41 protein-coding genes are annotated in these 23,277 nt (G+C 56.7%); all 41 read left to right on the top strand.

The features are described from left to right. On the top strand, positions 1 to 78 hold a 78-nt coding region (locus CJ255_RS24810; RefSeq protein WP_217352402.1), incomplete at its 5' end, for an EF-Tu C-terminal domain-related protein. Positions 79 to 202: 124 nt separating this feature from the next. Further along, on the top strand, positions 203 to 511 hold the full coding sequence (rpsJ, locus tag CJ255_RS05105; protein WP_097643013.1) for a 30S ribosomal protein S10: 309 nt from the start codon (positions 203 to 205) through the stop codon (positions 509 to 511). A gap of 162 nt (positions 512 to 673) precedes the next feature. Then, positions 674 to 1,303, top strand: coding sequence for a 50S ribosomal protein L3 (rplC, locus tag CJ255_RS05100; RefSeq protein ID WP_097643012.1), 630 nt, complete (start codon positions 674 to 676; stop codon positions 1,301 to 1,303). Between the two features lie 12 nt (positions 1,304 to 1,315). Then, positions 1,316 to 1,978, top strand: a complete 663-nt coding sequence (gene rplD, locus CJ255_RS05095) for a 50S ribosomal protein L4 (protein ID WP_097643011.1) — start codon at positions 1,316 to 1,318, stop codon at positions 1,976 to 1,978. Between the two features lie 4 nt (positions 1,979 to 1,982). Then, positions 1,983 to 2,267, top strand: a complete 285-nt coding sequence (gene rplW, locus CJ255_RS05090; protein ID WP_097643010.1) for a 50S ribosomal protein L23 — start codon at positions 1,983 to 1,985, stop codon at positions 2,265 to 2,267. Between the two features lie 36 nt (positions 2,268 to 2,303). Then, entirely contained in the window at positions 2,304 to 3,131 is an 828-nt protein-coding gene (gene rplB / locus CJ255_RS05085) for a 50S ribosomal protein L2 (protein WP_097643009.1), read from the top strand. A 99-nt stretch (positions 3,132 to 3,230) separates the two neighbouring features. Beyond that, positions 3,231 to 3,518, top strand: coding sequence for a 30S ribosomal protein S19 (gene rpsS, locus CJ255_RS05080; RefSeq protein WP_097643008.1), 288 nt, complete (start codon positions 3,231 to 3,233; stop codon positions 3,516 to 3,518). 82 nt (positions 3,519 to 3,600) lie between these two features. Continuing rightward, positions 3,601 to 3,942: a 50S ribosomal protein L22 gene (gene rplV / locus CJ255_RS05075; RefSeq protein WP_097643007.1), complete on the top strand. Its 342-nt coding sequence runs from the start codon at positions 3,601 to 3,603 to the stop codon at positions 3,940 to 3,942. Positions 3,943 to 3,970: 28 nt separating this feature from the next. Next, the gene (rpsC, locus tag CJ255_RS05070) at positions 3,971 to 4,708 is read left to right on the top strand and encodes a 30S ribosomal protein S3 (RefSeq protein WP_097643006.1); all 738 of its coding nucleotides are present in this window, start codon (positions 3,971 to 3,973) and stop codon (positions 4,706 to 4,708) included. Next, positions 4,695 to 5,138: a 50S ribosomal protein L16 gene (gene rplP, locus CJ255_RS05065; RefSeq protein WP_097643005.1), complete on the top strand. Its 444-nt coding sequence runs from the start codon at positions 4,695 to 4,697 to the stop codon at positions 5,136 to 5,138. The genes rpsC and rplP overlap by 14 nt, the downstream gene beginning before the upstream one ends. Then, positions 5,122 to 5,322 carry a 50S ribosomal protein L29 gene (rpmC, locus tag CJ255_RS05060; protein WP_097643004.1) on the top strand — a complete coding sequence of 67 codons (201 nt, stop codon included), beginning with the start codon at positions 5,122 to 5,124 and terminating at the stop codon, positions 5,320 to 5,322. The genes rplP and rpmC overlap by 17 nt, the downstream gene beginning before the upstream one ends. 4 nt (positions 5,323 to 5,326) lie before the next feature. Further along, on the top strand, positions 5,327 to 5,599 hold the full coding sequence (gene rpsQ / locus CJ255_RS05055) for a 30S ribosomal protein S17 (RefSeq protein WP_097643003.1): 273 nt from the start codon (positions 5,327 to 5,329) through the stop codon (positions 5,597 to 5,599). A 5-nt stretch (positions 5,600 to 5,604) separates the two neighbouring features. Next, positions 5,605 to 5,973 (top strand): 50S ribosomal protein L14, encoded by a 369-nt coding sequence (rplN, locus tag CJ255_RS05050; RefSeq protein WP_097643002.1) that lies wholly within the window; start codon positions 5,605 to 5,607, stop codon positions 5,971 to 5,973. Between the two features lie 42 nt (positions 5,974 to 6,015). Continuing rightward, positions 6,016 to 6,363 (top strand): 50S ribosomal protein L24, encoded by a 348-nt coding sequence (rplX, locus tag CJ255_RS05045; RefSeq protein WP_097643001.1) that lies wholly within the window; start codon positions 6,016 to 6,018, stop codon positions 6,361 to 6,363. 109 nt (positions 6,364 to 6,472) lie between these two features. Next, a complete protein-coding gene (rplE, locus tag CJ255_RS05040; RefSeq protein ID WP_097643000.1) occupies positions 6,473 to 7,015 on the top strand; it encodes a 50S ribosomal protein L5 in 543 nt (180 codons plus the stop codon). A 70-nt stretch (positions 7,016 to 7,085) separates the two neighbouring features. Then, the gene (locus CJ255_RS05035; RefSeq protein ID WP_097642999.1) at positions 7,086 to 7,271 is read left to right on the top strand and encodes a type Z 30S ribosomal protein S14; all 186 of its coding nucleotides are present in this window, start codon (positions 7,086 to 7,088) and stop codon (positions 7,269 to 7,271) included. Between the two features lie 66 nt (positions 7,272 to 7,337). Beyond that, positions 7,338 to 7,736, top strand: coding sequence for a 30S ribosomal protein S8 (rpsH, locus tag CJ255_RS05030; protein ID WP_097642998.1), 399 nt, complete (start codon positions 7,338 to 7,340; stop codon positions 7,734 to 7,736). Between the two features lie 15 nt (positions 7,737 to 7,751). Further along, a complete protein-coding gene (rplF, locus tag CJ255_RS05025; protein ID WP_097642997.1) occupies positions 7,752 to 8,315 on the top strand; it encodes a 50S ribosomal protein L6 in 564 nt (187 codons plus the stop codon). 65 nt (positions 8,316 to 8,380) lie between these two features. Next, positions 8,381 to 8,743 carry a 50S ribosomal protein L18 gene (gene rplR / locus CJ255_RS05020; protein WP_097642996.1) on the top strand — a complete coding sequence of 121 codons (363 nt, stop codon included), beginning with the start codon at positions 8,381 to 8,383 and terminating at the stop codon, positions 8,741 to 8,743. 102 nt (positions 8,744 to 8,845) lie between these two features. After that, complete coding sequence (rpsE, locus tag CJ255_RS05015) at positions 8,846 to 9,409, top strand: 30S ribosomal protein S5 (RefSeq protein ID WP_097642995.1); 564 nt, start codon at positions 8,846 to 8,848, stop codon at positions 9,407 to 9,409. A gap of 2 nt (positions 9,410 to 9,411) precedes the next feature. After that, the gene (gene rpmD, locus CJ255_RS05010) at positions 9,412 to 9,609 is read left to right on the top strand and encodes a 50S ribosomal protein L30 (protein ID WP_097642994.1); all 198 of its coding nucleotides are present in this window, start codon (positions 9,412 to 9,414) and stop codon (positions 9,607 to 9,609) included. Beyond that, positions 9,606 to 10,124, top strand: a complete 519-nt coding sequence (gene rplO / locus CJ255_RS05005) for a 50S ribosomal protein L15 (RefSeq protein ID WP_097642993.1) — start codon at positions 9,606 to 9,608, stop codon at positions 10,122 to 10,124. Before rpmD ends, rplO begins: the two co-directional genes overlap by 4 nt. A 72-nt stretch (positions 10,125 to 10,196) precedes the next feature. Continuing rightward, complete coding sequence (gene secY / locus CJ255_RS05000) at positions 10,197 to 11,549, top strand: preprotein translocase subunit SecY (protein ID WP_097642992.1); 1,353 nt, start codon at positions 10,197 to 10,199, stop codon at positions 11,547 to 11,549. A gap of 26 nt (positions 11,550 to 11,575) precedes the next feature. Continuing rightward, positions 11,576 to 12,244 (top strand): adenylate kinase, encoded by a 669-nt coding sequence (locus CJ255_RS04995; protein ID WP_097642991.1) that lies wholly within the window; start codon positions 11,576 to 11,578, stop codon positions 12,242 to 12,244. Between the two features lie 14 nt (positions 12,245 to 12,258). Then, positions 12,259 to 12,480 (top strand): translation initiation factor IF-1, encoded by a 222-nt coding sequence (gene infA / locus CJ255_RS04990; RefSeq protein ID WP_044199231.1) that lies wholly within the window; start codon positions 12,259 to 12,261, stop codon positions 12,478 to 12,480. Between the two features lie 27 nt (positions 12,481 to 12,507). Next, entirely contained in the window at positions 12,508 to 12,624 is a 117-nt protein-coding gene (gene rpmJ / locus CJ255_RS04985; protein ID WP_012258254.1) for a 50S ribosomal protein L36, read from the top strand. 100 nt (positions 12,625 to 12,724) lie between these two features. Next, a complete protein-coding gene (gene rpsM / locus CJ255_RS04980; protein ID WP_097642990.1) occupies positions 12,725 to 13,105 on the top strand; it encodes a 30S ribosomal protein S13 in 381 nt (126 codons plus the stop codon). A gap of 34 nt (positions 13,106 to 13,139) precedes the next feature. Next, a complete protein-coding gene (gene rpsK / locus CJ255_RS04975; protein ID WP_097642989.1) occupies positions 13,140 to 13,550 on the top strand; it encodes a 30S ribosomal protein S11 in 411 nt (136 codons plus the stop codon). Between the two features lie 413 nt (positions 13,551 to 13,963). Continuing rightward, positions 13,964 to 14,584: a 30S ribosomal protein S4 gene (rpsD, locus tag CJ255_RS04970; protein WP_097642988.1), complete on the top strand. Its 621-nt coding sequence runs from the start codon at positions 13,964 to 13,966 to the stop codon at positions 14,582 to 14,584. A 127-nt stretch (positions 14,585 to 14,711) separates the two neighbouring features. Further along, a complete protein-coding gene (locus tag CJ255_RS04965; RefSeq protein WP_097642987.1) occupies positions 14,712 to 15,665 on the top strand; it encodes a DNA-directed RNA polymerase subunit alpha in 954 nt (317 codons plus the stop codon). Between the two features lie 71 nt (positions 15,666 to 15,736). Next, entirely contained in the window at positions 15,737 to 16,087 is a 351-nt protein-coding gene (rplQ, locus tag CJ255_RS04960) for a 50S ribosomal protein L17 (protein ID WP_097642986.1), read from the top strand. Continuing rightward, entirely contained in the window at positions 16,087 to 16,857 is a 771-nt protein-coding gene (gene truA, locus CJ255_RS04955) for a tRNA pseudouridine(38-40) synthase TruA (RefSeq protein WP_097642985.1), read from the top strand. Before rplQ ends, truA begins: the two co-directional genes overlap by 1 nt. A gap of 98 nt (positions 16,858 to 16,955) precedes the next feature. Next, the gene (gene rplM, locus CJ255_RS04950; protein ID WP_097642984.1) at positions 16,956 to 17,408 is read left to right on the top strand and encodes a 50S ribosomal protein L13; all 453 of its coding nucleotides are present in this window, start codon (positions 16,956 to 16,958) and stop codon (positions 17,406 to 17,408) included. Positions 17,409 to 17,662: 254 nt separating this feature from the next. Next, entirely contained in the window at positions 17,663 to 18,061 is a 399-nt protein-coding gene (gene rpsI, locus CJ255_RS04945; RefSeq protein ID WP_097642983.1) for a 30S ribosomal protein S9, read from the top strand. Positions 18,062 to 18,199: 138 nt separating this feature from the next. Continuing rightward, positions 18,200 to 18,772, top strand: coding sequence for a 16S rRNA (guanine(966)-N(2))-methyltransferase RsmD (rsmD, locus tag CJ255_RS04940; protein ID WP_097642982.1), 573 nt, complete (start codon positions 18,200 to 18,202; stop codon positions 18,770 to 18,772). Positions 18,773 to 18,931: 159 nt separating this feature from the next. Next, complete coding sequence (gene coaD / locus CJ255_RS04935; protein WP_097642981.1) at positions 18,932 to 19,417, top strand: pantetheine-phosphate adenylyltransferase; 486 nt, start codon at positions 18,932 to 18,934, stop codon at positions 19,415 to 19,417. Beyond that, complete coding sequence (locus tag CJ255_RS04930; RefSeq protein ID WP_097642980.1) at positions 19,414 to 19,848, top strand: Na/Pi cotransporter family protein; 435 nt, start codon at positions 19,414 to 19,416, stop codon at positions 19,846 to 19,848. The genes coaD and CJ255_RS04930 overlap by 4 nt, the downstream gene beginning before the upstream one ends. A 175-nt stretch (positions 19,849 to 20,023) precedes the next feature. Beyond that, positions 20,024 to 20,605: a YceD family protein gene (locus CJ255_RS04925; RefSeq protein WP_097642979.1), complete on the top strand. Its 582-nt coding sequence runs from the start codon at positions 20,024 to 20,026 to the stop codon at positions 20,603 to 20,605. After that, positions 20,547 to 20,804 carry a 50S ribosomal protein L32 gene (gene rpmF, locus CJ255_RS04920; RefSeq protein ID WP_320410729.1) on the top strand — a complete coding sequence of 86 codons (258 nt, stop codon included), beginning with the start codon at positions 20,547 to 20,549 and terminating at the stop codon, positions 20,802 to 20,804. Before CJ255_RS04925 ends, rpmF begins: the two co-directional genes overlap by 59 nt. 249 nt (positions 20,805 to 21,053) lie before the next feature. Continuing rightward, a complete protein-coding gene (locus CJ255_RS04915; protein WP_097642977.1) occupies positions 21,054 to 22,058 on the top strand; it encodes a beta-ketoacyl-ACP synthase III in 1,005 nt (334 codons plus the stop codon). A gap of 196 nt (positions 22,059 to 22,254) precedes the next feature. Further along, entirely contained in the window at positions 22,255 to 23,223 is a 969-nt protein-coding gene (gene fabD, locus CJ255_RS04910) for an ACP S-malonyltransferase (protein WP_174714052.1), read from the top strand. The last annotated feature ends 54 nt before the right edge of the window (positions 23,224 to 23,277 follow it).

The following is a 23,277-nucleotide window of genomic DNA, read 5'->3' as shown; positions in this document are numbered from 1 at the left end:
GAAGAGGGCTTGCGCTTCGCCATCCGCGAAGGTGGTCGCACCGTCGGCTCTGGAGTTGTGACCAAGATTGTTGAGTAGGCATGCGGGCGGGGAGGCTGTACCTCCTCGAACCCCGCTGGAAGAGGGGGCGGCGCAACCGCCAACCGCCCCCGCCCGATCATAGATTATCGCGTAGCGAAACCAGCCCTTTAGAGGAAAACTCATGGCCAAGCAGAAAGTGCGTATACGCCTCAAAGCGTATGATCACAAAATCCTCGACCAGTCGGCGCGCCAGATTGTTGATGCCGCCGAGCGTACTGGCGCACTCGTTGCCGGACCAGTGCCCTTGCCGACCAAGATCGAGAAGTATAGCGTTGTACGCTCCCCCTTCATCGATAAGAACTCTCAGGAACAGTTCGAAATTCGTACCCACAAACGGCTTATTGATGTGCTTGACCCGAGCCAACAGACCATTAACGCCCTTATGAAGCTCAATCTGCCCGCCGGGGTGGATATTGAGATTAAGCTGTAGATTTTTTCCTTCAGCCTCCCCGTGAGCGCCCCGTGAAGAGCGGACCGTTAGGCACTCGCACATTACCTTAAAAGTAAAGCTCGTTGGCACAAAAAAGTCGGAGTGAACGAAAATTTGAAAAAGCAGCCGCTGCGTGATCACGTAAGCTGCGGAGGTAACAGTATGGTACATGGTATGTTAGGCCGCAAAGTGGGCATGATGCAGGTCTTTACCCCCAAAGGTGAAGTCGTGCCGGTCACGGTGATTAACGCCGGACCCTGTGTTGTGACCCAGGTGCGCGTTGCGGAGCGTGATGGTTACGATGCGGTACAGCTCGGCTTTGAGCAGGTACCGGCTCGTAAGCTGACCAAACCCCAGCAAGGTCACCTCAAGGGGGCCGGGACGCTGGTACGCATTCTGCGTGAATTTAGCGCCGATAACCCTCAGGAGCATACGGTTGGTGATGTCATCAACGCGGATCTCTTTGCCGCTGGCCAAAAGGTAGATGTCTCGGCCAACTCCAAGGGTCGCGGCTTCGCAGGTGTGGTCAAGCGCCACGGCTTCCGTGGTGGCCCCAAGACGCACGGCCAGAGTGACCGCCACCGTGCGCCTGGTTCGATTGGGGCCGGTACCGCACCGGGCCGGGTCTGGAAGGGCCAGAAGATGGCCGGACGGATGGGGGGCAAGCGCGTCACCGTGCAGAACCTAGAGGTTGTCGAGGTGCTGCCTGAGAAGAACTTGATTCTGGTAAAGGGCTCCGTCCCCGGTGCCCGTAACGGCCTCGTGCAGATCCGCAAGGCGGTCAAGGGCTAGGGGAAGAAAGATATGCAGGCAACACTTTTAAATCAACAAGGTGAGCAGGTCGGGATGATCGAGCTCAACGACTATATCTTCGGCATCGAGCCGAATGTCTCGGTCATGCACCAGTATGTACTCATGCAGGCGTCCAATGCGCGCTTGGGTACCCACAATACGCGCGGTCGTGGTGAAGTGAAGGGTAGTTCGCGCAAGCTCTACCGCCAGAAGGGGACTGGACGTTCGCGTCAGGGCCGCGTGCGGGCACCGCACCGCATGGGTGGTGGTGTGGCCCACGGCCCGCATCCCCGTTCCTACCGCGTCAGTATGCCGCGTAAGATGCGCCGCCTTGCGGTTCGTTCGGCCCTCTCGGCCAAGTACGCCGCCCAACAGATCCACTTTCTCGATAGTATCACCTTCGAGCGCCCCCGCACGAAGGACGCTGTGGCCCTTTTGGCCGCGTTGGGGATTGCGGGCAAGACCCTGATTGTTGTGGATAGCAAGAGCGAGCAGAACCAGATTGTCCAGCGTTCGGCCAACAATTTGCCCAAGGTCAAGACGCTGCTGGCGAGCTACCTGAATGTGCGCGATCTCTTGCACCACGACCACATCGTGATGCCTCAGGCTGCCCTTGGGGTGATTGAGGGCATCTTGGGGAACGGTGCCCCCGCACCAAGCAGTGAGGAGGAGTAGCCCGATGCCTACGCCCTATGAGATTATCGTGCGCCCCTTGATCACCGAGAAGAATACTGCCTTGATGCAAGAAAATAAGTATTCGTTTGAGGTGCTGCGGAGTGCCAGCAAACCTGAGATTAAGCGGGCGGTTGAGTACATCTTCAATGTTTCGGTCGAAAAGGTGCATACCATGAACGTCCGTGGCAAGCTGAAGCGCCGCGGTCGCGAGACCGGCTACCAGCGCGATTGGAAGAAGGCAATCGTTACGCTTGCCCCCGGTGATACGATCGGGATCTTCGAGAGCTAATCGGATAGCGTAACCATTCCCTAAACGGAGTATGCCATGGGTGTTCGTAAGTACAAACCAACTTCGGCGGGCCGACGCAATATGTCGGTTTCCACCTTTGATGAATTGACCAAGAAGCGACCTGAGTCGCGCCTGATTGAGCCGCTTCGCAAGCATGCTGGGCGTAACAATCGGGGCCGCATTACGACGCGCCACCGTGGTGGTGGTCACAAGCGCTTCTATCGCATTATTGACTTCAAGCGCAATAAATTCGGCGTTCCAGGTAAGGTGCAGGCGCTTGAGTACGATCCCAATCGCTCGGCGCGCATCGCCCTCGTCGCCTATGCCGATGGTGAAAAGCGCTACATTATTGCGCCTGTGGGCCTTAAGGTCGGTGATGTGGTCGGCAATGGCCCCGAGGCCGATATTCGCGTCGGGAACGCCATGCCGCTCAGTGCCATCCCCCTTGGTACCCAGATCCACAATGTTGAGCTTGAAATTGGGCGTGGGGGGGTGCTGGTGCGCAGCGCCGGAACTTCGGCTCAGTTGATGGCCAAAGAGGGTGACTATGCGACTCTGCGTATGCCCTCTGGTGAGATGCGTCAGATCCATATTCGCTGCATGGCCACTATTGGCCAGGTGAGCAATCCGGATCATCAGAACGTGCGTATTGGCAAGGCAGGCCGCTCGCGCTGGCTCGGTCGTCGCCCCACTGTGCGCGGTACCGTCATGAATCCGCGCGACCATCCCCACGGTGGTGGTGAAGGCCGTGCGCCTATCGGTATGAGTACCCCCAAGACCAAGTGGGGTAAGCCCGCTCGCGGTGTCAAGACGCGCAACAACAAGCGTAGTGACCGCTTCATTGTCCGTCGGCGCAAGCCCTAGCTTGGTGGGCCTGCGAGCGCCCCGCCGGGCGGTAGGCAGTAAATCCCTTGCGGATACCGCCTATCGCCTAAGCTACGTATCTTCAGGAGGCTAGAAGCTATGTCCCGTTCGTCCAAGAAGGGACCGTACGTTGATATCAAGTTGCTCGAGCGCGTCGAGAATATGAATCGCGGCAATGAGAAGCGTGTGTTACGCACATGGTCGCGGGACTCGACCATCTTCCCGCAGATGATTGGCCATACCATTGCTGTGCATGATGGTCGCCGTCATGTGCCTGTCTATATCACCGAAAATATGGTTGGCCATAAGCTCGGTGAGTTTGCACCCACGCGCCTCTTCCGAGGCCACGGGGGTAAAAAGGCCGATAAGCGCGGTAAGATGAAGTGAGTTTGGCCAGCCAGAATGGGCAGGGTGCGCGAGGGAAGCTGCTTCCCTTGCAACCTCCCTCGAATTACAGTAAGAAACGGCAATGGAAGTAAAAGCTGTTACGCGCTATGTGCGTATTTCACCACTCAAGGTGCGCTTGGTGATGGATGTTGTGCGTGGCATGCCCGTTGGCAAGGCGCTCTCCACCCTCACCTATATGCCCCAGAAGGCTGCCCGTGAGGTGGCCCGCACGATTAAATCGGCAGCGGCTAATGCTGAGAATAACTTTGACCTTGATCGCAAGACGCTCTTTATCAAGCGTATCTATGCCGACCAGGGGCCGGTGCTGAAGCGCTTTATGCCCCGCGCCCGTGGGATGGCAAACCGTATTCGTAAGCCCACTACCCATATCACCGTGGTCGTAGACGATGGCGAAGAGTATTAGGCTGCCACGTTATTGAGGAGGCACTCTTTTGGGACGCAAAGTTCATCCGATTGGCTTTCGCCTCGGCTACATCAAAGATTGGCAGTCGAAGTGGTTTGCCGAGCGTGAGTCCTATACCAACCAGTTGCACGAGGATCTGGCCCTTCGCAAGCTGATCGCGAAGGAATTGGCCAACGCAGGGGTTTCGCGGATTGAAATCGAGCGCTCGGCCAATAAGATCGAGGTGACGGTCTATACCGCAAAGCCCGGCATCGTGATTGGCAAGCGCGGTGCCAATGTTGATAATCTCAAGGTTGCGCTCGAAAAGCGCACTGGCAAGAAGATTAAGCTCAATATCCAAGAGATCCATCAGCCTGAGCTTGATGCCCAGTTGGTCGCTGAGAGTATCGCTGAACAGATCAACAAGCGTGTGAGCTATAAGCGCGCGATGAAGCAGGGTGTCCAGCGTGCGATGCGCCTGGGGGCTCAGGGGGTGCGGATTAAGTGTTCCGGGCGCCTCGGTGGGGCCGAGATGTCGCGCATCCAGAGCGAGAGCGATGGCCGCGTGCCGCGCCATACCCTCCGTGCTGATATTGATTATGCCACCGTTCATGCCCATACCACCTACGGTCGCATCGGCGTGAAGGTCTGGATTTATAAGGGTGAAGTCTTCCCCGACCAACTTGGGAAGGCTCAGGTGGAGCAGCAGGTAGCTGCGCCAGAACGCGGCGAACGCGGCGAACGCGGCGAACGTCGCCCAAGGAGAGGAGATCATGCTTCTTCCTAAGCGCACCAAGTATCGTAAGATGCAGAAGGGCCGTAGCGAGGGCCTCTCCTATCGCGGCAATAGCGTCGCTTTTGGTGAATATGGCCTCATGGCCCTTGAGCCGGTCTGGATTACGAGTCGCCAGATTGAGGCCGCCCGCCGTACCATCACGGGCTACGTGAAGCGTGGCGGTAAGGTCTGGATCAGAATTTTCCCCGATAAGCCCGTAACCCAGAAGCCCGCTGAGACGCGCATGGGTGGCGGTAAGGGTAGCGTAGACCACTGGGTCGCGGTAGTAAAGCCCGGACGGGTGTTGTTCGAGTTGGCAGGCGTCCGTGAAGAGGTGGCAATGGAGGCGCTACGCCGTGCTGCCCAGAAGCTGCCGATTCAGTGCAAGATTATCGGGCGTGATGATGTGGATGCGGAGGTGAGTAGTGGCGACAGCGAGTGAGTTGCGTAACCTTGATGATGATGGGCTGCGTGAACAGTTGCAGGGATGCTACGAAGAGTTGTTCAACCTGCGCTTTCAAAAAGTGACCGGCAGTATGAACAATACCGCCCGCCCCCGTCAGGTGAAGAAAGATATTGCGCGGATCAAAACGATCCTGCGTGAGCGTGCGCTGGCTCAGGAGTAAAACCATGACAGAGGCTGAACAGCCAACCGTACGCAAAACCCAAAAGGTTGGGCGTGTGGTGAGCGATAAGGCAGACAAGACCATTGTGGTTGCGGTTGATTACCTTAAGCCGCATCCGCTCTACCGCAAGATTATCCGTAAGACGAGTAAGTTTCACGCCCACGATGAGGAGAATACCTGCAAGGTGGGTGATGTCGTGCGTATTGAAGAGACCCGCCCGCTGAGCCGTTTGAAACGCTGGCGCCTGGTCGAGATCATGCAGCGCGGCGAGGAGTAACGATTATGATCCAGCCCCAGACACGCTTGAAGGTTGCCGATAACACCGGGGCCAAAGAGATCATGTGCATTCGTGTCCTCGGTGGCTCGGTGGTGCGCTATGGTCGCGTTGGTGACATTATTGTCGCTAGTGTGAAGCAGGCCGCTCCGGGTGGTTCGGTCAAGAAGGGCGAAGTGGTGCGTGCGGTGATCATTCGGACTGCCAAAGAGTATGGCCGTCCCGATGGTTCCCATATCCGCTTCGATGATAACGCCGCTGTCATTATCGGCAAAGAGAATAACCCTCGGGGTACGCGCATCTTTGGCCCGGTGGCGCGTGAACTGCGCGAAAAGCAGTTTATGCGCATCGTGTCGCTTGCGCCTGAGGTTCTGTAGAGTCGTGCCCACGTCGGGCGACTACGCCAGTAGGGAATAGCTATGCACGTCAAGACTGGGGACGAAGTCCTGGTGATTGCCGGTAAGGATAAGGGCCGACGGGGTAAGATCAAGATCTCGATCCCAAGTGCCCGCCGGGTGGTCGTCGAAGGACTGAATATCGCCAAACGCCACATGAAGCCGCGGGGCCGTGGCAAACCTGGTGGCATCATTGACATTGAAGCACCGCTTGATGTCTCCAATGTGATGCTCATCTGCCCAAGTTGTGGTCGCGCTTCGCGTACCGGCAACCGTTTTCTCGATGAGACCGACCATAAGGGCCGGCAGCGCAAGGTGCGTTTCTGCAAGGCCTGTGATGCGACCATTTCTGATACGACGAAGAAGAAGTAGCACCGGCTCGGGTAGCTTGTAGCTCTACCTGTTATGCTGGTCATAAGTCTAGCCCTCAGGGCCGGAGGGTCTTGGCTTTGCGCCGCCTCCTAGCCCCTGGAGAAGAACCATGCCAGTCCGTCTACGTGAAAAGTATCTGCAGGAAGTTGTGCCTGCACTGGTGCAAGAGTTCAATTTCACTTCGGTGATGCAGGCACCGCGCCTCAAAAAGATCGTCGTGAATGTCGGTGTCGGTGAAGCAGTTCAGAACTCGAAGGCGCTTGAAGCAGCAGTTGGTGACATGACCATTATCACTGGCCAGAAGCCAGTGGTTACCAAAGCCCGTCGTTCGGTCGCTTCCTTCAAATTGCGCGAAGGTATGCCGATTGGGGTAATGGTGACCCTGCGCGGTGAGCGTATGTACGATTTCTATGATCGTTTGGTCAATTTGGCTTTACCCCGTATCCGTGATTTCCGTGGCTTGAGCCGCCGTTCGTTTGATGGACGGGGCAACTATAGCCTTGGTCTGCGTGAGCAGATTGTCTTTCCCGATATTGACTACGACAAGATTGATAAACTTCGCGGCCTCGAGGTCGTGATCGTGACGACTGCACCTGACGATGAGCAGGCGTATGCCCTGCTTAAGCGCCTCGGGATGCCGTTTCGGGATTAGAGCCGTGTAGGCTTTTCGTCTGGGCCAGGAGCAGTGGCTTACCAGCCCAACACATTTAGGGAGGAAACCCTTGGCGAAGACCTCTTTGATGGTAAAAGCGAGCCGCCCGCAGAAGTATAAGGTGCGCGAGTACAACCGCTGTAAGGTCTGCGGACGCTCGCGGGCGTATATGCGTAAGTTCGGCATGTGCCGGATCTGCTTCAGAGAGAATGCCCTCAAAGGCATGATTCCTGGTGTAGTGAAGTCGAGCTGGTAGGCACAACCCTATAGAACGCACGCGCCGGCCCTTCCAACGGGCCACCAGTGTGTGAGGAGGCTCATTGTGAGCGTGAATGATCCTATCGGTGATATGCTAACGCGCATCCGCAATGCCTGTATGGCGCGGAAGAGTGTCGTTGATATCCCCGCTTCAAAAATGAAACTGTCCATCGCGGAGATCCTCAAGCGCGAGGGCTTTATTAGGGACTATACGTTGGTCGAGGGTAAGCCCTTTAGCACGATCTCGATCACGTTGAAGTATATGTCGGATCGTCGGCCAGCCATCTCTGGCTTGCGCCGTGTCAGTAAGCCGGGGCTGCGCATCTATACCGGACGGAATGAGATTCCCCGGGTGCGCGGTGGCCTGGGCCTGAGCATCCTCTCGACGCCCAAGGGCGTGCTTGCTGGCCACGATGCGTGGCGCGAGCATGTGGGCGGCGAGGTGCTCTGCTATGTATGGTAGGGCAGGGAGGCTGCTATGTCGCGTATTGGTAAAAAACCCGTCGTCCTGGCCAAGGGCGTGCAGATTACGATTACTGACGATAACTTCGTTACCGTTAAAGGCCCCAAAGGGACACTGAGCCAGCAGTTGCATCCTGATATGATTATCGCTCAGGAGCAAGGCGAACTTACGGTGATCCGCCCTAGCGATAGTAAGTTGCATAAGTCGCTGCATGGCTTGACCCGCACGCTCCTGCACAATATGGTTGTTGGCGTTACTGAGGGCTGGCAACGTGCCCTGGAGATCAACGGCGTTGGCTATCGTGCCGTACTCGAGGGCCAAACGCTTGTCCTTAATCTTGGCTTTTCGCACCAAGTGCGCCTCGACCCGCCTGCTGATGTGCAGTATGTCGTGGGTGAGCGCAAGAGCGCCAATGAGCCGTTGGCGCTGCTGGTGCGCGGGATTGACAAGCAGGTTGTTGGTGAAGAGGCCGCCCGCATCAGGGGCCTGCGTCCCCCGGAGCCCTACAAGGGCAAGGGGGTCAAGTACGCCGAAGAGAAGATTCGTCGCAAGGCCGGTAAGGCTGGTAAGGCGAAGTAGCTTTGTACTCGTATATCGTGGCAGGGGATGGCATCTCTGCCATACTACGTTGAGGATAGATTACGATGGGACGACGATCACCCCGTGAGTTGCGGGTTCGACGCCATTTTCGCCTACGCAAGCGGGTCAGTGGGAGCGCCGAGCGCCCGCGTTTGAATGTTTTCCGCAGCAATGTCCATATCTACGCCCAGGTCATTGATGATGTCCAGGGCCATACCCTTGCTGCGGCTTCGACCAATGAGAAGGGGTGGCCCGCCGATGCTCCCAAGCTCAAGACAGAGCAGGCAGCTCTGGTTGGCCGTTTGGTCGCTGAACGTGCTCAAGCCGCCGGTGTCACCAAAGTTGTCTTTGATCGCGGTGGCTACAAGTATCATGGACGGGTCAAAGCCCTTGCTGAGGCCGCACGCGAAGCTGGTTTGAACTTCTAGGGCTACGCCCTAAACCCTCTGCTTACGGGTTGATGGTTTTACCACCAACCCGCAAGCAAGCAGAGTTATGTGGTATTCCACATCGAAAAACCTGGAGGGACTGTGAAACGAGAACGGATTAGCGCCGATGCCCTCGAACTAGAAGAGCGCGTGGTACAGATTAACCGCGTCTCGAAGGTGGTCAAGGGCGGACGTCGCTTTAGTTTTAGCACGGTGGTTGTTGTCGGTGACGGCAAGGGCCACGTCGGTGTCGGGATGGGTAAGGCTGCCGAAGTGCCTGAGGCCATCCGCAAGGGCACTGAAGCCGCCAAGAAGAATCTGATCCGCGTGCCGCTAGTCGGTGGCACCATTCCGCATGATGTGCTGGCCAAGTTTTCGGCGACGCGCGTCATGATTCGCCCGGCTGCCCCTGGTACTGGGGTGATCGCGGGCCGTGGTGTGCGTCCGGTTGTGGAAGCCGCTGGGATTAAAAACCTGCTGTCTAAGGTCTATGGCAGCAACAACCCGGTGAATGTGGTGAAAGCGGCCTTCCAAGCGCTCAGCGAACTCAACTCGTTGGGTGAAATGGCGCGACGGCGTGATATGACGCCGCATGAGTTGCACCTGCGTCGCATGCGCCGCCCGGCCACAACCCTAGAACCCGTCGCCCCCACTGAGGAGGCTTAGGCATGAGTAAGCTACGCATTACCTATAAGAAGAGTGTTATCGGCTACGCCCGTAACCAGAAGGCTACCATTGCCTCGCTGGGCTTTCGACGCCTGGGCCAGTCGGTAATTAAGCACGACAACCCCGCCATCAGGGGCATGATCTTTCGGGTCAGGCACTTGGTTGAGGTGGAGGAAGTCGCTGATGAGGTGACGGCATGAAGCTCCACGATCTGCGCTCTAATCCGGGCGCACGACGCAAGAGTAAGCGCTTGGGGCGCGGCCATGGTTCGGGTAAGGGCAAGACCTCAGGCAAGGGCATGATGGGCCAGAAGGCGCGTCGTGGCCCAGGCCCCTACCGCACCTTTGAGGGTGGCCAGAATCGTTTGGTCAAGCGCATGCCCTTCAAGCGCGGTTTTACCAATATCTTTCGCGTTGAATATGAAGTGCTTAACTTGGCACGGCTGGCCGATTGGCCTGCTACGCTTGATGTCACCCCCGTGACGCTGCTTGAGCGTCGTTTGCTGCGTAACAAGCGCATGCCGGTCAAGATTCTTGGCGATGGTGAGTTGACCCAACCGCTCACGGTGCATGCCCACAAGTTTTCGGCTAGTGCCCGCCAGAAGATCGAAGCCGCTGGTGGAACTGTGGTCGAGTTGCCTTGGGTGGTTGAACGCCACTCGCGTTCACGCGGGCCCAACCCTTCGATGCGTAATGCCAAGGCCAAGGCTGAATAGCTTCTGTGAGGCAGGTTCCTGGGAGTGTTTGGCGCTCTCAGGAATCTTCATGATGTTAAGGAATCACCTACGATGCTTCAGGCTCTTGTTCGCGCCATCCAGTTGCCCGATTTGCGGCGGCGCATCCTCTTTACCTTGGGGATGTTGCTGATCTTCCGCATGATCGCGCACATTCCGGTGCCCAATATTAACCCCGGCGCACTTGATCAGCTCCGCGAAGCCTTGGCCGGTAACCAGTTGGCCCAGTTGCTGAACATCTTCGCGGGCGGGGCGCTACAGAATTTCTCGGTGGCCGCGATGGGTGTCTACCCTTACATCACGGCCTCGATTATTATGCAATTGCTCCAGCCGCTCATCCCTGCGTTGCAGGAACTGCGCAAAGAGGGTGAGCAGGGGCGCATCCGGCTTCATCGCTACCAGATGTGGCTGACTATCCCGTTGGCCTATCTGCAAGCGTATGGTCAGACTTTGACCCTTGAGCGGACAGTTAACCCAACGAATGATCCCTTTCAGTCGCTCTTCCGTTCCTCTTTTGATCTCTTTGGTAATTTCTTGCCCACCTTTACCATCCTGACCTCAATGGTGGCTGGAACGATGTTCCTCGTTTGGTTAGGTGAACAGATCAATGAACGCGGTATTGGTCAAGGCATTTCGGTCATTATCTTCGGCGGAATTGTATCGGGCTTGCCGGGCCTGATTGTGCAGGGTTTCCAGATCAGCCAAGCGGGTGACTTGGGTACCTTCATTGGCATCATCAGCTTCATTGCCATTGGCCTACTGACCATCGTTGGGATCGTGTTGATCCAAGAGGGCCAGCGGCGTATTCCTGTTCAGTACGCCAAGCGCGTGCGTGGCAACAAGGTCTATGGCGGTCAGAGCAGCCACATTCCGATGAAGGTCAATATGGCCGGCATGATTCCGCTCATCTTCGCTCAGAGCGTGATCATCTTCCCTGGAATTGTCGCCTCGTGGTTCTACCAACCGGGTGCCGAGGGCATTGGGAATATGATTGCGGGCTTCTTCTTCAACACCTTCAACCCTACGGGCGTAGGGGGCGGTTTTGTCTATATGAGTCTGCTCTTCCTGCTGACGGTGGGCTTTACCTACTTCTACACAATGGTACTCTTCCAGCAGCAGGACATCCCAGAGAATCTCCAGCGTAATGGTGGGTTTATTCCAGGCATTCGGCCCGGCAAGACAACGGCGCAGTATCTGACGAAGGTACTGAACCGCATTACGCTTGCAGGGGCGCTCTTCCTGGGTTTGATTGCCGTTCTGCCCTTCATCACCCAATCGATCACCGGCTTGCAATTGGGTCTGGGCAGCACCGCCCTGCTGATTGTGGTAGGCGTAGCGGTTGATACCATGCGCCAACTCGAATCGCAGTTGGTGATGCGTGACTACGAGGGTTTCCTTTCGCGTTAGCAGATAGAGCAAGAAGAGAGTATCAGATGAGTACCAACGTCATTTTGCTTGGCCCTCCAGGAGCAGGAAAAGGTACGCAAGCTAAAGTACTTGTAGAGCAAACTTCGTTAGCCCATGTGGCGAGCGGTGATCTCTTTCGGGCGGCACTGCGTGATGGCACTGAACTTGGTATGCTGGCCAAGTCCTATATGGATCGGGGTGCATTGGTGCCGGATGAAGTGGTCATCAACATGATCCTTGAGCGCATTCAGGCTCCTGATTGTGCTGAGGGCGTCGTCTTTGACGGATTTCCGCGCACCAAAGAGCAGGCCGTTGCGCTTGAGGAGGCATTGGCCAAACAGCAGAGCAGCATAGACGTGGTACTCTATCTGGGTGTACCCAGTGATGTCCTGTTGCGCCGCATTGGTGGTCGCCAGACTTGCAAAACTTGTGGAGCAACGTATAATAGATATTACTTCCCGTCCCATAGGCCGGGAATTTGTGATGCCTGTGGCGGGGAACTCTATCAGCGTAGCGATGACACGCTAGAGACGGCCCAACACCGCTTGGACGTCTACTTTGGTCAGACGATGCCGCTGATTGAGTACTATCAGCGCCAGGGCATTTTGCATGAAATTGACGGTCAGCGCGAGATCATGTGGGTGACTGAGATGATGCTGAAGGCGCTCAACCAGTACCTTCCAACCTCGGCATAGCCGTAAGGAGTGATATGTCGAAAAAGAAGGATGTGATCGAAATGGAGGGTACGATCACGGAACCATTGCCGAATGCGATGTTCCGGGTCGAGTTAGAAAACGGACATGAGGTACTGGCCCACATTTCGGGCAAGATGCGTATGAACTATATTCGTATTTTGAAGGGTGATCGGGTGTTGGTAGAGCTATCACCATACGATCTCACCCGGGGGCGCATTACCTATCGTTACAAGTAGATGACAGATTACTAGGGGAGGAGTGTCGTGAAAGTACGCGCTTCGGTGAAACCCCGCTGTGAATATTGCAAGGTTATTAAACGTAAGGGTGTGATCCGTGTGATCTGCTCGCGTACACCAAAGCATAAACAGCGTCAGGGTTAGGTGGAGAGGCGAAGCCTCTCTTTAAGGCAGCTATTGTTGTTCCGTTTTGGTGGCGAAGCCCGCTAAAACGGAACAAAAGATAACAAAGACGAGGAATTGCATGGCACGTATCGCTGGGGTGGACATCCCCCGCAATAAGAAGGTAGGAATTTCGATTACCTACATTTATGGCGTTGGTCGCTCGAATGGGGCTGATATTCTGCGTAAGGCAAATGTGAGTCCTGATTCGCGGGTGCGTGACTTGACCGAAGAAGAGGTCGGGCGTATTCGTGAGATTGTTGATCGCGAGTATCGCGTTGAGGGCGATCTGCGCCGTGAAGTGCAACTCAATATCAAGCGCCTGATGGATATTGGTTGCTATCGTGGGCTGCGCCATCGTCGTGGCATGCCTGTGCGTGGTCAGCGTACCCGTACCAATGCGCGTACCCGCCGTGGACGTAAGGGTCAGGCGATTGGCATTAAGAAGAAGGCTAAGAAGTAGTTCGTCATAGGCAGCTAGGAAAGAGGAGTGAGGAATGCCCCCAAAGTCACAAAAGGGTAGTTCGGGTCGGCAGCGTGGCAAGCGGCGTGAGCGGAAAAACATTCCACGCGGCCAGGCCCATGTGCTGAGTACCTTTAACAATACAATTGTTACGATTACGGATCCACAAGGGGCCGTGGTCTGCTGGGCAAGTGCTGGTCAGTCAGGTTTCAAGGGGTCGCGTAAGAGTACCCCCTATGCCGCCCAGGTGACGGCTGATACGGCGGCACGCAAGGCCATGGATAATGGCATGCGCTCGATTGAAGTCTTTGTGAAAGGGCCGGGTTCGGGGCGTGAGGCCGCGATTCGTTCGTTGCAGTCGGCTGGATTGCAGGTTTCTTCGATTACCGATGTGACCCCCATCCCGCACAATGGCTGTCGTCCGCCGAAGCGTCGTCGGGTGTAAGGGCATGGTTTCGGAAACAGCCTTTCAGCTTTATAGTTGGAGTGCCGACTTATGGTCTTCCAGAAATTAATCCGGTGTCGCGGCACGGGCTAGACCTGATAGATATGCCAGATCTGCGAGGTCTGGTTAGCGGATTATTTACTGGAACACCATTAGTCGGCATCCAATGGCTACCTGCGACCTCAGCCGACTAAAGTCGGCACTCCGTCCGAGACCAAATGGTAAAGTGTCCTGAAACCTTATCCTAAGGACTCAATCCAAGCCCTACCATGACGAGGCGTCCCCAGGTGGTACCGAAGGCAAGCGTTGCTCTGGCGCCCATCAGGGAGTTTTTTGCGCCCGCCTCGTTGTATAAGACAGATGTACGATGAGCTGTCTTTTGTAGTAGTTTTTGAGAGAGGAATTGTTGTACTATGGCGCGTTATACCGGCCCGGTCGGCAAAGTGAGCCGACGTTTAGGAATAGGCATTACTGAGAAGGGCAACCGCATTCTACAGAAGCGCCCCTTCCCCCCTGGTCAGCATGGGCCTTCGGCTCGCCGCCGCCAGGTCTCTGACTATGGACTTCAACTGCTTGAGAAGCAGAAGGTGAAGTATATCTACGGCGTCCTTGAGCGCCAGTTCCGCCGCATCTTTGAGCAGGCCGCCCGGCGTAGTGGGGTGACGGGTGAGTACATGTTGAGTCTGCTTGAGCGCCGTCTTGATAATGTGGTCTATCGCTTGGGTTTTGCAACAACCCGTGCCCAAGCTCGCCAATTGGTGGCGCATGGTCATATTGTTGTGGATGGTCGCAAGACCAACATCCCTTCCTATACGTTGAAGGTGGGTCAGGTGATTGCGGTGCGTCCTGAGAGCCGTCGTCGTACCTACTTCAAGAATCTTGTAGATAGCGGTGATCTGAATCGCTATCAGGCACCCGATTGGCTGCGCCTCTCGTCCGCTGAACTCTCCGGCACGGTGGTGTCGTTGCCGCGCCGTGATGATGCCGAGCAAGGCATCAATGAACAGTTGATCGTCGAGTTCTACAGCCGCTAACAGGTGGGTCTGGGAGGGCACTGGCCCTCTCAGAAAACCCCAAACAAGCCCAGCGGTAGGTAAGATCTGCGTATGGCGTGGCCATAGGTGGATCTGCCGACTGCAATTGTTGATAGGGAGGCGTGAGGTGCTAGACATCGCCATGCCCAAGATCGAAATTCTGGAGGCGGATGAGCAGTATGGACGCTTCAAGATAGAGCCGCTTGACCCTGGCTATGGCCATACGCTCGGCAACGCGCTCAGGCGGGTGCTGCTCTCGTCGATCCCAGGCGCGGCGGTCTCGAAAATCAAGATCGAAGGCGTCTATGATCCATTTGCGCCCCTTGAGGGGGTCAGAGAAGATGTTACTGAGTTGATGCTGAACTTGAAGGCGCTGCGGGTGCGGATGTCATTGGAAGCGCCGATCATGGCTCGGCTCTCGTGCCATGGTGCAGGGCCGGTGCTGGCCCAGGCCCTAGACTTGCCCGCTGGAGTTGAATTGGTCAACCCTGAACACTACCTCTGCACCCTGGAGAACGATGAGGTGCGCTTGGAGGTTGAGGTGACCATTGAGCAGGGGCAGGGCTATGTGCCGGCGGATCAGCGTGACCCGTTGCCGTTAGGCGAGATTCCGGTGGATGCCATGTTCACCCCAGTGCCACGGGTACACTACGAGGTCGAGAATACCCGCATTGGTCAGGCAACAGACTTTGATCGTCTTCTGGTTGAGGTGTGGACTGATGGCTCGATCAAGCCGGGGGATGCGTTGGGCTATGCGGCCCATGTGTTGGTGCAGTATAGCCAGACGGTTGCCGATTTCAACCGTGTGCCCTTTGAACCCGATGAGATCGCTACGCCCGCTGGTTTTGCGATTCCTGCTGATGTTTATGATACGGCGATTGAGGAGCTTGATCTCTCAACCCGTACCTACAACTGTCTGAAGCGGGCCGATATTATGAAGGTTGGTCAGGTGCTGCAGATGGACGAGAAGGCGTTGCTTTCTGTGCGTAACTTGGGCCAAAAGTCAATGGAAGAGATCCGCGACCGTTTGGTCGAACGTGGGTATATTCCCAAGTCACTCGTGACCTTGGAAGATGAGTGATCTAGTTTTGATGTGCAAGCTTTTTGCAACGGTAGCTTAGGGGTTCCCTAACTTGCCGATAGGATCGAATTATGCGACACCGACACGTTGGAAAACTCCTCGGTCGCTCGTATGAGCACCGTAAAGCGCTCTACCGCAATCTGATGATTGCGTTGATTGAGCACCGCAAGATTACAACGACACTTGCGAAGGCAAAGGCGGTTCAGCCAGAGATTGAAAAGCTGATCACGATTGCCCGCGAGGATACGACCCATGCCCGCCGGATGGCGCTCTCGAAGCTGAACAGCAAAGTTGCCATGCGTAAGCTCTTTACGTTTGCCCCGCAGGACTACGGCGGGCGGAATGGGGGCTACACGCGGATTACTAAGCTGGGCCCGCGCCTCGGTGATGGGGCCGAGATGGCGGTGATTGAGCTGATCTGATGCGTAACATTGCGCTACTGTTGGCCTATGACGGCACCGACTTCGTGGGCTCGCAGTGGCAGAACCAGGGGCGTTCGATCCAGGGGGCTCTGGAGGCGGCATGGGAGGAGTTGAACCAAGAACGACGACGCTTCACCCTTGCGGGCCGCACTGATGCCGGGGTGCATGCTCATAGCCAAGTGGCGAACGTGCGGGGCTCAACGCGCCATCCCTTGACCACGGTGGTGCGCGGAATGAACGCTCTGCTACCTGCTGATGTGCGCGTCCTAGCTGCACGCGAGGTTGATAGCGAGTTTCATGCCCGTCATAGTGCGATCCTGCGCGAGTATCGCTACCTGTTGGATGTTGGTACGGTGGCGTTGCCAACGCTACGCCACTTGGCGCTGCATGTCGAGGGGCGTTTGGATGTTGCGGCGATGGCGGAGGCTTTGCCCCTGCTGGAGGGCACCCACGACTTTGCAGCGTTTACCGTGCAGTCGCCCCACCAAAAGAGTACGGTTCGTACTCTGTATCGGGCGCGGCTGGCTGAGCTAGAACTGCTCGGACATCGTCTCTTAGCGGTTGAACTTGCAGCGAACGCTTTCCTGCAACACATGGTTCGGGTAATTGTCGGCACAATCTTGCAGGTGGGGCGGGGACGCATGAGCGCAGCAGAGTTGCGCCAGGTGTTGGAACGACGTGATCGTAGAGCCGCAGGGCGCACCGCTCCGGCCCATGGCTTGACGCTTACGGCAGTCCATTATCCAGCTTCGCTGTTATGTTGGGAATAGAGGTTCCTTTTTTCTTACGTATTGGCGGCGAAGCCGCCAATACGTAAGAAAAAGATTTCACTAGGTTAGATAAGTAACGAACAGACCGAGAAGGAATTATGAAGACTTACCATCAGAAAGCCTCGGAGATCGAGCGCGACTGGTACGTGGTTGATGCGACTGATGAGGTGCTTGGGCGTCTCTCGACGCAGATCGCCACGTTGCTACGCGGGAAGCATAAACCAACCTACACCCCCTCGAATGATGGTGGTGATTTTGTTGTCGTGGTCAATTGTGAGAAGATTAAGATCATGGGTAAGAAGGCCGATCAAAAGGTCTACTACCGTCACAGTGGCTATCCCGGCGGGATCAAGGCTACGCCCTACAAAATGATGTTGGCCAAGCACCCGGATCGCATTCTGCGTACTGCGGTGAAGGGCATGCTGCCCAAAAATCGGATGGGGCGTCGCTTGTTGAGCAAGTTGCGGATCTATGCTGGCCCCGACCACCCGCATGCGGCGCAGCAGCCCAAGCCTTGGAAGCCGCCCTACGCGACGAAGAAGGCGGTGTAGGGGGGATGGGGGGGATGCCTTAGATGGCCCTCACCCCCTGGCCCCCTCTCCCACGTTGTGGGAGAGGGGGGGATGGCCCCATCCGCCTGGAAGGGTGCGCGAGGGAACCTGGTTCCCTCGCAGCGTTCCTTCCGGTGGGGGCGCGGGGGCATGGCCCTCGCAGCGTTCCTTCCGGCGGGGGCGCGGGGGCATGGCCCCCGAAAAAACCCTAATTTTGATAACACCCAAGCGATCTCAAGGAGAGAACCAAACATATGGACGCAAAGCGTTACTACCAGGGAACCGGACGGCGCAAGACCGCCGTAGCCCGTGTGCGCCTCTTCCCGGGCAATGGGGAGATGATGGTAAATGGCAAGCAGCCCGAGGACTATTTTGGCCCACGCGATCTGTTGCAGCATGAAATCCGCAGCCCGTTGGCGCTTACCGAGAACCTTGAGAGCTTCAACGTGCTGATCAAGGTGCGCGGCGGCGGGGTTCACAGTCAGGCTGGGGCGGTACGTCATGGGGTGGCACGGGCGCTGCTCGATCTTGATCCAGAGTTGCGGGCAGTGCTGAAGAAGGCTGGCTATTTGACGCGCGATCCGCGTATGAAGGAACGCAAGAAGGCTGGCCTTAAGCGGGCGCGTAAGGCACCGCAGTATACGAAGCGTTAGCAGGAGAACAGAGGAACAGAAGAACGGAAGAATAGGAGAACGGAAGAACAGAAGAACAGAAGAACCTATCGGTTAAAAATCTGTTCATTTGTTCCTCAGTTCATTTGTTCATTTGCTCCTCTGTTCCTCGAAGGTGCTATGCGGGTTATTACCGGGCGGGCAAAAGGGCATAGGTTGAAGGCACCGAAGGGTTTGGCGACGCGCCCGATGCTGGATCGGGTGAAGGAGTCGCTCTTCTCGGTGTTGGAGGGCTATGGGCCTATTCAGGGGCAGGTTCTTGACCTGTATGCCGGGACGGGTTCACTAGGGATTGAGTTTCTCTCGCGGGGAGCAGAGTGGGCCGATTTTGTTGAGCAGAGCGCCCACGTTTGCACGATCATCAAGGCTAACTTGGCCCATACTCGCTTGGCTGAGTATGGGCGGGTGCATACCATGGCGGTTGATCGCTTCTTGGTGAGTCAGCGGGGGGCACGACGCTACGATTATGTTATGATGGATCCGCCCTATGCTGATCCAGCGATTGAACAGACGCTTGGTCTGGTGGTGAAGACGCAGGTGGGGCGGCTTGGTGGGCTATTGATCGTGGGCCATTCGCCACGGGTTAGCTTGGCTGATACATACCAAGGGGTACAGCGGATCAAGTTTCGTCGTTTAGGTGACAGTTGTTTCTCTATTTATGAGCTTGAAGCAGATGAGGGTGACATTAGTTAAGCCATGATCTAAGAGGCTGTCTGAAAAGTCTATAGGTTGGTGTTGGAGTGCCGGCTTTAGCCGGCTAAAGCCGGCACTCCAGCGTGTGCTCCCCGGCTTTTCAGACAGCTTCTAAGAAGCACAGTCATGCCATACCCTGCTTCGCCTCGCTGAAATACCATGCGTATTGCCGTTTATCCAGGTAGCTTTGATCCGGTCACCTACGCCCACTTAGAGATTGCCGCACGGGCCTCTAAGCTCTTTGATCGGGTGATCATGGCTGTTTTTGATCGGCCCCAGAAGAATTTGCTCTTCACTACCGATGAACGGCTGGCCTTACTGCAAGTGGCGTTGGTGGAGTTGCCCCAGGTTGAGGTGACAACCTACACAGGTTTGACCGTCGATCTGGCGCGTCAACTGGGGGCGGTGGCGCTCATCCGTGGGTTACGGACGGTAAGCGATTTTGAGTCCGAGTACAATATGGCGCAACTGAACCAGACCCTCGATAGTGAGGTGGAGGTGGTGGTGCTGATGGCCAGCCGCCGTTTTGCCCATATTAGCTCGAGTGCCGTGCGTGAAATTGCTGGCTTGGGGCGCGATCCGGTAGAGTTTGTGCCGCCACATATTGTTGCGGCGCTCCGCGAAAAGTTTGCACAAAGGGGGTGACGACCATCGAGCTTGACGACCTGATAGATGAGCTGGAGGACGCCCTTGCCGAAGGTCGGCGTGTGCCATTTAGTGGCCGGCTGATGGTAGACGAGGAACGTATGCTCGACATCATTGATCGTATGCGGGTCGCCATCCCTGAGGAACAGAAGCGGGCGCGGCGGATCATTCAGGAGCAAGAGCGCCTGATTACTGAGGCTCAGACGCGGGTGCAGCAAGTCCTTGAGGAGCGTGGCCTGTTGGAGGCGGTTGATGAGGAACGTGCCCGCTTATTGCAACTGGCTGAACAGGAGGCTGCACAAGTGCGGGCTGGGGCTGATGTCTATGCACGCCAGGTACTCGAAGAACTTGATGAACGCTTGACGAAACTCAGCACCAGTGTACGCAATGGCCTCATTGCCCTTGATGGGAATGTGAAAAAGGGTGTGTAATTTCTAGGTCAAGTTCGTTGGGGCTATGTTCCAAACTCTTTTTTGTTGCTGTTTGGCGGCGAAGCCGCCAAACAGCAACAAAAAGAGGGTGTGGGGCCATATTTGACAAGGCGCGATCTCGCGCCTATAATGCGGCGTTTGGAGCCTCATGCTGCTGTGCCGCAGTGCTTGAGTGATGACAGATCTCAAATTTAATCTTGCACAGCTCCTCCGCGAAGAGATGGGCTCGCGCCGAGACTACGAATTTACCGAGCAGGCGTTACCGCTTGATGAGCAGTTGATGCTCCGGGAGGTTCGTGGTACGGTGCGTTTTACCCGTACCGCCAGCGGTGTTTGGGCCAATGCAAAGGCTCAAGGAGTGGTGCGCATCATGTGTGTGCGCTCACTGGAAGAGTTTGACTATCCCGTAGAAGTGGCCTTTGCTGACCAATTCCATGCGGTGGTAGACATCTTCACAGGTGGTGGGCTGCCGCAACCAACTGAGGATGATCCGTTTCTGCTCAATGAGTTGCATATGGCGGATATTGGCGAGGCGCTGCGTGAGTATACGTTGCTTGCGTTACCGCTCAATCCGGTGAGTCCGGCCTACCGTGACCAACCCGTGAGCTATACGGTGCAATCTGAGGGGCTTGAGGACGACGACGAGGTGATGGAAGTCGCGCCGGAACGTTCGGCAGAGCAGGACGGCGGCGAACCTGATGTACAAGCGCTCAAGGCATGGGCCGAGCGCCATAACCGACGCAGTGGTAGGAGTTGAACGTAGTATGGGTGCAGTACCGAAGCGAAAAGTCTCGCGCCACCGCCGTGGCAACCGCCGTCAGCATTTGGCCTTGACGCCGCCCGTCATGGCGACGTGCCCGCGTTGTGGGCAAAAGATGCGGGCACATTATGTGTGTAAGAATTGTGGAACCTACAAGGGCCGTCAGGTGCTTAAGCTTGCTCCGACGGAAGAGTAGGGGTGAGAAGTTGTCTGAAAAGCCGGGAGGCACACGCTGGAGTGCCGGCTTTAGCCGGCTAAAGCCGGCACTCCAACGCCAACCCAGAGACTTTTCAGACAGCCTCTTAGACAGGCGCGTATTGTTCAATGCAGAGGTGCAGTACATGCAGATGCAATCCTCTGCACATGGTATGGTTCGGTGCATTCGTGAGGGGCATCAGCACGCAAAGGTTGCGCTGGTGCCCTTTGATTATGGAAGGTGGCGCGTGTGAATAGCTCGCGCTATGCGGCGATTGTGGGTTGGGGCATGGCGCTGCCGCGTCGGCTGGTTACGAATGATGAACTGGCCGAGCGGATTGAGACCTCGGACGAATGGATTCGCTCGCGGACTGGTATCCTACAGCGCTATGTTGCTGGCCCTGATGAACCGACCTCGGTTCTGGCTGCTGCTGCTGGTCGTGCTGCATTGGCACAAGCTGGCTTGGGGCCAGAGGCGGTGGACACGCTGATTGTAGCGACATGTACGCCCGATCGGCCCTTTCCTGCAACGGCTTGTGCAGTGCAGCAGCAACTTGGCATGGGTCGCACGGCTGCGTTTGATCTTGTGGCGGCCTGTAGTGGCTTTGTCTATGGGTTGAGCGTGGGGACAAGCTTGGTTCGCAGTGGGGTCAGCCATGTGTTGTTGCTGATTGCGGCTGATGTCTTTACCCATTTGATTGATTGGGATGATCGCAACACCTGTGTCCTCTTTGGCGATGGTGCCGGGGCGGTGGTACTGCGGGCAGACGAAGCGCCCTTTGGTGCGCTGGCAAGCAATATGGGGGCATGGGGCGGGGGGGAGACGCTTATGGCGGTGGATGCCGGTGGCACTCTGCTGCCAATAACCCCAGAGTTGCTTACCCAACGTCGCCAGTATGTCTATATGAATGGGCGCGAGATCTTCAAGCATGCGGTACGCGGTATGTGCGAGTCGGCAGAGCAGGCTGTGGTTGAGGCTGGGGTGAGCTTTGATGCCATCAGGCTGGTGGTGCCCCATCAGGCTAATGTGCGGATCATTGAGGCAGTAGCTAAGCGGCTTGGCTTACCTATGGAGCGTGTGTTTGTTAACCTGGATCGTTATGGGAATACATCAGCGGCATCGGTGCCGATTGCGCTCTATGAGGCTGCCGAGCAGGGGCGCATTGTTGCCGGTGATCTTGTGTTGCTCACGGCCTTTGGTGGCGGTTTGACCTGGGGGTCGAGTGTGGTGCGTTGGGGGCATGGGCATGGGTAGGAAATAGAAACGAGGAAAGAGGAAAGAGGAAAAAAGACCTATTCATTGCCGCAAGAGAACGCAAAAGAACAGCGTTGCCTTCACCCTAGAACATCCCAACGCTTTATTGGCAACAGATTGGGGTATGGCCCCAAGCATATATTCCACCAACGGGGGTGTGAAAGCGTAGCTTTCACACCCCATATAGATCAAAAACATGATGAAAACAGCGTGGGTCTTCCCCGGCCAGGGGTCGCAAGTAGTAGGTATGGGCCGTGATCTGTACGAGGGATCGTTGGCGGCGCGGCAGGTCTTTGAGGAGGCTGATGCGACGCTTGAGCTGCCGTTGACCCGTTTCTGCTTTGAGGGCCCGGAGGCACTGCTGACGGCTACGGAGTATGCCCAGCCCGCTTTGTTGACGACAAGTGTGGCGCTGTTGCGGGCGCTTGAAGAGGCCCACGGGGGTTTGCTACCTGCACCAGCAGTGGTGGCGGGCCATAGCTTGGGTGAATATTCGGCACTCGTAGCGGGTGGGGCGCTCGATTTTGCGACGGCACTGCGCTTGGTGCGGCTGCGGGGCCAATTGATGGCTGAGGCCCACGAGGGGACGATGGCTGCTGTGATTGGACTAGATGTGGCTACGCTGGAGGAGGTCTGTCGTGAGGTGTGTGAGCGCCTTGCGGATCATTCACCAGCCTTGAGTACCGTAGTGGTCGCCAATTACAACGCGCCCGATCAGTTGGTTATCAGTGGGAGCAGTGTGGCAGTGGAGCAGGCGGGGCAATCTGCGCGGGCACGCGGGGCCAAGCGCGTCTTGCCACTCAAGGTGAGTGCGGCTTTCCACTCGCCGTTGATGAGCCATGCGGCTGAGGGGATGGCGCAGGCAATTGCCACGGTGACGGTGCGCGATCTTCGGGTGCCCCTGCTTGCCAATGTGACGGCGGAGCCACTGCTGACAGCGGAGGCGGTGCGGCGTGAACTGGTCGCCCAGGTGGTCGCGCCGGTGCGCTGGATTGCTTCGGTGGAGCGCATGGTTCAGGATGGGGTCGCAACCTTCATGGAGGTAGGGCCGGGCAAGGTGCTCAGCGGGCTGATCCGGCGGATTGCACCGCAGGCAACGTTGGTGCAAGTGAACAGCGCCGAAGCGGTGGAAGGCTTTGTGCAAGAGCTTGAGGTTGAGGTGTAATACCAAAGCCGATAGCCGATAGCCGATAGCTGAAAGCCGGACATGGCGTCTCAA

It is taken from the genome of Candidatus Viridilinea mediisalina (assembly GCF_002532535.1).
Taxonomy (GTDB): Bacteria; Chloroflexota; Chloroflexia; order Chloroflexales; family Chloroflexaceae; genus Viridilinea; species Viridilinea mediisalina.
The sequence above is the reverse complement of the archived record's forward strand: the minus strand, read 5'-3'. Positions and strand labels throughout refer to the sequence as shown.